Origin of the sequence: Plesiocystis pacifica SIR-1 (assembly GCF_000170895.1) — a bacterium.
GTDB classification, from domain to species: domain Bacteria; phylum Myxococcota_A; class Polyangia; order Nannocystales; family Nannocystaceae; genus Plesiocystis; species Plesiocystis pacifica.
On the sequence record NZ_ABCS01000033.1, the window covers coordinates 81,977 to 88,215 of the forward strand.

Here is a 6,239-nt window from a genome sequence, read left to right on the forward strand (position 1 = left end):
TGGGGGCTCCCGAGCTTCGACTGGGTCGAGGACCGGGAGCGACAACGAGACCGCTCTAGCGCTTCGGCGAGACGACCGAGGCGAGACTCGAGACACCGGCCCGAGACGGGCCAGGCGAGCGCTGCAAACCCCATGACCTTTCTCGAAGCCGCGATCGAGGTCCTCCGAGGCGCGAACGGCCCTCTCCACTATAAGGAGATTGCCCGCGAAGCCGTGGAGCGAAAGCTCCTCTCCCATGTTGGCCGCGATCCCCAAGCGGCCATGCAGACCTGCCTCAATCAGGCGGTGCGCTCCAAGGTGCACGACGGTCTGGTGACGCGGGCCAAGCCCGGGCACTACGAGCTCCGGCCGGGGGCGAAGATCCCCGACTTGCCGGCGCCGCCCTCCGAGCCCGAGCCCATCGCCGAGGTCGAAGAGGCGCCCGCCAAGAAGGCGCCCGCGAAGAAGCGGGCGACCAAGAAAAAGGCCAAGAAAGTCAGGAAGAAAGCCTCGCGTTCCTCGACGGCGTCGAGGTCTAGGAAGAGCGCCGAGGCCACGCCCGAGCCCGCGGAGGCTCCGGCCGGGACAGAGGCTCCGGCCGAGACAGAGGCTCCGGCCGAAGCCGCGGCGCCGGCCGAGGCGAGCTCTGACGCGCCCAGCGAGGCCGCCGAGGAGACCCCCGCGAGCGAGGCGAGCCCCGAGCCCAGCCCCGAATCGCCCCCAACCGCAGAAGCAGAAGCCGAGGCCGAGGGCGAGAGCTCGGAGCCGCCGCTGAGCGCCATGCACCTCCCCCCCGCGGAGCTGGACACCACCAAGGTCCGCTTCCACGGGCCCGAAGGCTCGGGCCTCGAGGGCGACACCGACGTCGCCCTGGTCATGGCCAACGCCATGTCCCGCCTCGTCGAGGAGCGTCCCGAGCTGCGACAGGAACTCGAAGCCATGCAAAAGGGCCAGGCCCCCGTCCCCGAAGTCATCGAAGTTGGTCGCAAGCGCCGGCGAGACGAAGACGAGCGCCGCGACAACAGCAGCAACAACAACAGCGAGGAGCGGGGCGGCCGTCGCCGCAAGCGTCGGCGCCGCAAGAACCGGCGCGTCGACTGGTCCGAGGGCAGCACGGCCACGTCCGCGGGCACCCAGACCGAAGAGCTCCTCGACAAGGTCGCGGCGATCCTCGGCGAAGCCGGATCCCGCTCGCTCCACGTCCGCCAGATCGCCGAGAACCTCGCGGCCCAGGGGGTCCTCGGGGGCGAAATCTCGGAGATCGAGCGCGCCGTGACGGCGGCCTTGCTGGTCGACGTGCACACCCGCAAGGACGGCTCGCGCTTCGCCGTCCGCGGGGACGCTCGCTACCAGCTCCAGGGCGCCCGGCTGCCCGAGAAGGCCGCCGCCGCCGAGCAGGCCGCGCGCGTCGCCTTGCACACCCTCGAGGCCGAGACGCGTAACCAACTCATCCTGTGGTTACAGTCACTTGGGGCTCGCTCCCTCGAGTCTTTGGTGAGGATTTACCTCGACCGCGAGGGCTTCCGTTTGGTGTCCAGCCTCCCGCCGAGCCGCGGCCTGGGCAAGCTCATCGCCGAGGACCCCGAGGCCGACGAGGACGACGCGCGGACCCTCGTGCTCGTGGTCCCGCGCAAGACCAGCCTCGAGCCCAAGCTGTGGGACGGCGAGGCCGAGCGGAACAACTGCTCGGCGACCCTCGTGTTCGCGATGTGCGGTCCCCGCGAGGGGAGCGGCGCGGAGGCTCGCGTCGTGCGCGCGGCTGACTTCGCCCGCTGGCTCGAGAGCGCGGGCATCGGCGTGCGCCGGGTGCAGTTCGAGGCCTCGGTCCTCGACCCGAGCCTCATCGAGTCCATCGCTGGCCTGGACACCTGAGCGGGGCGCTCGGGTGTCCATCTGAGTTAGACAGCAGCGCATGAGCACACTCGCCGGGAGCTTTCGCGGACGTCAGGACTTTGCGAGCTGCCTTCGGGACCAGCTCGCTGCGCGAGACGCGATCATCGAGGGCACCGGGCCCGAGGTGCTGATCATGGTCGAGCACCCGGCGACCCTCACCCTCGGTCGGCGCGCGAGCCGCGAGGATGTGCTGTGGTCCGACGAGCGCCTCGAGGCCGAGCAGGTCGCGGTCTGCGACACCCCACGGGGCGGCGAGGTCACGCTCCACGCGCCGGGGCAGCTCGTCGCCTATCCCATCATCAAGGTCGGCCGGCAGATCCGTCAGCACATCGTGCGCATGTCCAACGTGACCATGGCGCTGTTCGCGGAGCTCGGCGTCGAGGGCACGGAGTTCCGCATGGACCACCCGGGGGTTTGGCGCGGCGAGACCAAGATGGCCTCGATCGGCATCCACGTCAGCCGCGGGGTCACGGTCCAGGGCATGTCCATCAACCTCGACGTCTCGCCCCAGCTGTTCGGGGCGCTGGTGTCCTGCGGCATGCCGGGGATTCAGATGACCAGCGTCGCCCAGGTCAACCCGACCGCGCACCTGGCGATGGCGCAGCTCGCCCGGCGCTGGGCCGAGCTGTTCGCACGAGACGCGGGCTACGAGCTGGACTGGTCCTGACCGTTGCCGTCCAGGCAGCCACCCAGGCAGCAGGGTGGGGGACCTGGCCGGCGGCCATCTGCTATGGTCCGAGGGTCGGTCTCATGCGCCGGACTCGAACCGCGACCGCTCCGTCTGTCCTGGCGAGGGGGTGCCTCGTCTGCGCGGCATTGCTCGCGTTTGGACCTGCTTGCCGCGACGGCGAGGAGGCCCAAGTCTACCGCGTCGAGCTCCACGCCATCGACGCCCACGGCGGGCCAGAGCTGAGCGAAGAGCGCGTCCGGGCCATCGTCCGGCGCTCCCTCGGCCTGGCGCCTTCCTTTGAAGTGGCCGAGCGAGATCTCCGGAGCGGCCGCGGTCGGGGCGAGCTGCTCGTCGCCAGCCTCGACTACCGGGAGCTCCCGGACGCCGTCGACCACGGCCGAGATCTCCTGGTCCGCCTGTCCGTCGCCGCGCCCGACGAGCTCGAGGCGAAGATCGGCGAGGACGGGCTCGACGTGACCATCTTGCTCGAGCGGGACGCCGGCGACGTCGAGCTGTCCGAGGACCTCCAGCTCGCCGCCGACCGCCTCGCGCTGATCATCCAGGCCCGGGTCGACCTGGCGCGCGCCCGGCCCGACGTGGTCCAGGCCCTGCTGCAGTCGCGCGATCCCGAGCTGCTGGTCATGACCCTCGAGTGGATCCGAGATCACCCCGAGGATCCGCAGGCGCGATCTGCGGCCGGCCGCCTGGCCGAGCTCATCACCCACGACGACGAGCGCGTCGGGCTCCTGGCGATCGAGGGCATGGGCCTCGTCGGCGGGCCGGAGCACGTCCAGGCGCTGTTGACGCGGGTCCAGCTGTGGGACGCCAGCCAGATGACCCGGACCTATGACGCCGTGGCGCGCATGGGTGGACCAGACGCCCAGGGCTTCTTAGAGTTTGCCGCCCGCAACGAGGACGAACCCGAGGGTCGCGCGGCGGCACTCCGCGCGCTGCGCCGCGTCGAGGGTGAAGAACCAACCTCTTTTGAGAAGCGCAACCGAGGACACCGATGATCGACACTCTCGCGCTCCTGTGCGTCCTCGCCCAGCCCCCCGCCGACGCGCCCGCTCCAGCCGAGGCACAGCCCGCGAGCGGGCCGTCCGAAGCCACAACGCCGCCGAACCATCGAGCGCCCCCGAGCGAGGGCGTGTTCGCCGTTGGTAGCGGTGGCATCGCGCCGCTGCCCGAGCCGCCTCCGGCCGTGCCCGCTTCGTCGATCGAGCAGGGGACCTGGCGGGGCGACGGCTGGGTCAAGGGCCGGCTCCACGTCGCCGGGGCCATCGGCGGAGAGCGCCCTGCGCGCGCGACCGCCGTGGCGATTGGCGGCGGCGCCGAAGCTGGTTGGCGGATCCGTCCCTGGGTTGGCATCGGGATGGGCTTCTCGAGGCAGGTCCACGAGGTCTTCAGCGTCTACAACCCCATCATCGACACCAGCGAGCCCACGCGCGGCCACCTGTCTGCCTGGGACCTCGCCTTCGTTCGCTTTTGGGCGCCGGTGCGCGGTCGAGTCGAGCCCTATCTGGGCCTCGGCGGCGGCGTGGCCTTCTACGATCCGGCCCGACCCTCGGGGATCCGCGGCGGCTGGACCGCCTATACCCAGGTTGGGGTCGACTTTTGGATTGGCCGAGTGGTGACCCTGGGCCTCTCAGGCCAGTATCGAGCCACCAGTGTTGACCAGAGCCTGGGTCACGGTTGGCAGTCAGGCCTCGATTTTGGCCTCCACTGGTGATCAAAATCGATGGACACCGAACAACTCTGTTTCTTACGGCGCCAATTTAGTTGAAGTGCACCCGTAAAGATCGACTACTCTGCTGTCAGTAGAGAAGTCGGATGCAGGGTACGCTCGACAACTCGATTGGCGACCGCTTCACCGAGGTGGTGCGCCTCGGCGACGGCGCGGAAGGGGGGACGTGGCGTGCCCGCGATCGCCGCGGACGCTCCGTCGTGCTCAAGCGCGTGGTCGAGGGCCCTCGGGGGGACGTGACCCGGGCCTTCGAGGTCCTCCGGCGCGCCTCGAGCCCGCACCTGCCCGAGGCGCTCGAGCTGCTCCCAGACGGCAAGGGCGGGACCTGGCTGGTGACCGCCTACGTCGATGGCGCCAACCTCGATGCAGGCCCCGTGCCGCTGGCTCGGGCGTTGGCAGAGGCGCTGGGCGTCGCGTTGGCGCTCGAGTCCATCCATGGCCTGGGCACCCACCATGGAGACGTCAGCGCCAACAACGTCATCTGCATGCCAACGCGAGATGTCGTCCTGACGGATCTCGGACAACTCGGTCGACTCGGTTGCGGGACCCCCGGCTTTCTCGCGCCCGAGGTGCTTCGTGGTGGCGGTGGTCCAGCGGCAGATCGCTTCGCGGTTGGCTGCTTGCTCTGCCTGCGCATCTACGGCGAGGTCCCCTGGCTCCGGCCCGAGGCGGTCCTCGGCGTCACCGACGGCAGCCACGTGCGCGAGCGCCTGCGGACCCTGGCGGCGGGCGCCACCGAGCCCACGCCCCGCCCGGTGACCGCGCTGCTCGAGCGGTTGCTCGATCCCGAGCCCCACCGCCGGGTCGCGGAGGCCGAGCAGCTCGTCGTGCGCTTGCGGCAGCTGCACCGCGCGAGCCGGGCCGGGGAGCTGGTCGAGGCTCAGTCGGCCTGGTGGGTGCCCCGGCGCTGGGGCTACATCGGCTCGCGCGCGCCGGTCGACGCGGCCGTCGAGGCCCTGCGCGGCGGCGCGGTCGGGCTCGTCGCGGTCGCGGGACCCGAGGGCAGCGGCCGGGGGCGCATCGTCGAGGAGATCGTCGCGGCGCTCCAGCTCCAGCGGGCGCGGTCCGAGCGACGCGACGGCGAGCTCGCGCTGCTGTGCGAGGCCGAAGGCATGGCCGCGGCCCTGGGCTCGCCCGAGAGCGAGGGGGACTGGATCGCCGCGTGGATGGGCTCGCGGCGCGGCGCTCCCGCTCGCATCTGGGGCCTCGTCGAGTCGCCGCCGTGGCCCGAGAAGATGCGCGGACGGCCCGAGCTTCAGGCGGCGGTGTTGCGCGCGGGCCTTGGCCTTGGGGACGCGCCGCAGCCCCTCGTCGTCCCCGCCTCGCCCGCGCTGGCCCAGGCCCTGCGCGGCGAGGGGGTGCTCGTGGTCGAGCGGGATCCGTGGACGCACGCCGAGGTGCGGGCCTGCCTGACGGGCGTCGTCGAGGCTGTCGACGCGCAGCGCCGCGCGGCCGAGCTCGACGCGTGGTCGGAGGCGATCCACGAGGCGACCGGCGGGTGGCCGGCCAAGGTCATCCGCGCCGTCGAAGCCTGCGCGCGCCAAGGACGGACCGAGCACCCGGAGCGCGCGGTCATCGAGGCCGCCCTGGTCTCGGCCGACAGCGAGGCCCGGCTCGAGCCCGAGCGCGCCCGCGGGGTGCTCGAGCGCCGCTGGGGCCTGGACGCGTCCGAGGATGTGGCGCAGGCGAGCGAGGACGAGGCGAGCGAGCCCCTCGCCAGCCTGGTCGCGGCTGCGCGGGCGAGCCTCGGCGACAGCGTCCCGGTCCTCGCCCGCGCGACCCTCGAGCAGCGGCGCCGGCAGGGCCTGGCGATCAGCCTCGCTCTGGCCCTCGACGCCGACGACGCGGCGGCGGTCGAAGACACGGCGGATCAGGGCGCGCTGGGCAGCGACCTGCTCGCGTGGCTCGAGGCCGGCGGCGCGCTGCGGGTCGGTCCGCGCCTGCGCCTGCGGG

5 protein-coding genes are annotated in these 6,239 nt (G+C 72.0%); all 5 read left to right on the forward strand.

What is annotated here, in order from left to right; all coding sequences use genetic code 11:
- Positions 1 to 132: 132 nt before the first annotated feature.
- Positions 133 to 1,851: a winged helix-turn-helix domain-containing protein gene (locus PPSIR1_RS18445; RefSeq protein WP_006972631.1), complete on the forward strand. Its 1,719-nt coding sequence runs from the start codon at positions 133 to 135 to the stop codon at positions 1,849 to 1,851.
- A 40-nt stretch (positions 1,852 to 1,891) separates the two neighbouring features.
- Positions 1,892 to 2,539, forward strand: coding sequence for a lipoyl(octanoyl) transferase LipB (gene lipB / locus PPSIR1_RS18450; RefSeq protein WP_006972632.1), 648 nt, complete (start codon positions 1,892 to 1,894; stop codon positions 2,537 to 2,539).
- Positions 2,540 to 2,622: 83 nt separating this feature from the next.
- Positions 2,623 to 3,555, forward strand: a complete 933-nt coding sequence (locus tag PPSIR1_RS18455) for a hypothetical protein (protein ID WP_157595692.1) — start codon at positions 2,623 to 2,625, stop codon at positions 3,553 to 3,555.
- On the forward strand, positions 3,552 to 4,271 hold the full coding sequence (locus PPSIR1_RS18460; RefSeq protein ID WP_157595693.1) for a hypothetical protein: 720 nt from the start codon (positions 3,552 to 3,554) through the stop codon (positions 4,269 to 4,271). The genes PPSIR1_RS18455 and PPSIR1_RS18460 overlap by 4 nt, the downstream gene beginning before the upstream one ends.
- A gap of 101 nt (positions 4,272 to 4,372) precedes the next feature.
- Positions 4,373 to 6,239: serine/threonine protein kinase (locus PPSIR1_RS18465; RefSeq protein WP_006972635.1), on the forward strand; the 1,867-nt coding region annotated here is incomplete at its 3' end.

Coding starts and splice junctions, on each gene's coding strand:
- PPSIR1_RS18445 (WP_006972631.1), top strand. CDS start 133: ATGACCTTTCTCGAAGCCGCGATCGAGGTCCTCCGAGGCGCGAACGGC.
- lipB (WP_006972632.1), top strand. CDS start 1,892: ATGAGCACACTCGCCGGGAGCTTTCGCGGACGTCAGGACTTTGCGAGC.
- PPSIR1_RS18455 (WP_157595692.1), top strand. CDS start 2,623: ATGCGCCGGACTCGAACCGCGACCGCTCCGTCTGTCCTGGCGAGGGGG.
- PPSIR1_RS18460 (WP_157595693.1), top strand. CDS start 3,552: ATGATCGACACTCTCGCGCTCCTGTGCGTCCTCGCCCAGCCCCCCGCC.